Below are 628 nucleotides of genomic sequence, written 5' to 3' on the forward strand. Positions count from 1 at the left end.
AATGACTACCCACGAAAGCTTTTAGGTGTTTACTCTGCCGAATCTGTTTACTTATACAATGAAGTACTTTCACTTACTTCTTAGAATCAAGAAGTACCTTTTTGAGATAAAGTGGCTAACTTATATTTGCAATTTGAGTACGCAAAAAAGTTCAATTTTGGTTATTTTTCTAGAAGTTTTTTCTGGAAGTTTTCACATTGCAAAAATAATTGCTAAAAGAACCGCTAGAAATCAACGTGTTGCGTAATTTCTAGCGGTTCTTCTAGTTGCTAAGCTAATTTTCTTCTGGCAGAGCAGGAAACAACTTGATAATTTGGCTGTACCTTTCAGAAAAAATAGTCATTTCCCAATTTCTGGGTGTTTATCAATAAATTCTCGACATTGATCTTCCAATTTTTCATGGAAGATAAGATTTTTCAGTTTTTGACTAGCAACTTGTATCTCTTTAAATGCCAAGCTTAAATTCATGAAAGTAATTGGAATCAAAACAATATGGGGTGTCGCAGTTAGTTCTGTAAATTTTTCCTTGATGGTTACCAATGAAAATGGGGGCACTAAAATAATTGAAGTATCATTATTTTTACAAATTTCACTGATAGTCTGAGCACTTTGGATACGCAATTCTGAA

Annotated in this window: 1 protein-coding gene; it reads right to left on the bottom strand. The window is 32.6% G+C overall.

Annotated features, from left to right (window positions below):
* Nucleotides 1–339: 339 nt before the first annotated feature.
* The coding region (locus JCM10991_RS15525) for a hypothetical protein (protein WP_162149532.1) at nt 340–628 on the bottom strand (289 nt) is incomplete at its 5' end.

It is taken from the genome of Ligilactobacillus equi DSM 15833 = JCM 10991, assembly GCF_000615765.1.
GTDB classification, from domain to species: domain Bacteria; phylum Bacillota; class Bacilli; order Lactobacillales; family Lactobacillaceae; genus Ligilactobacillus; species Ligilactobacillus equi.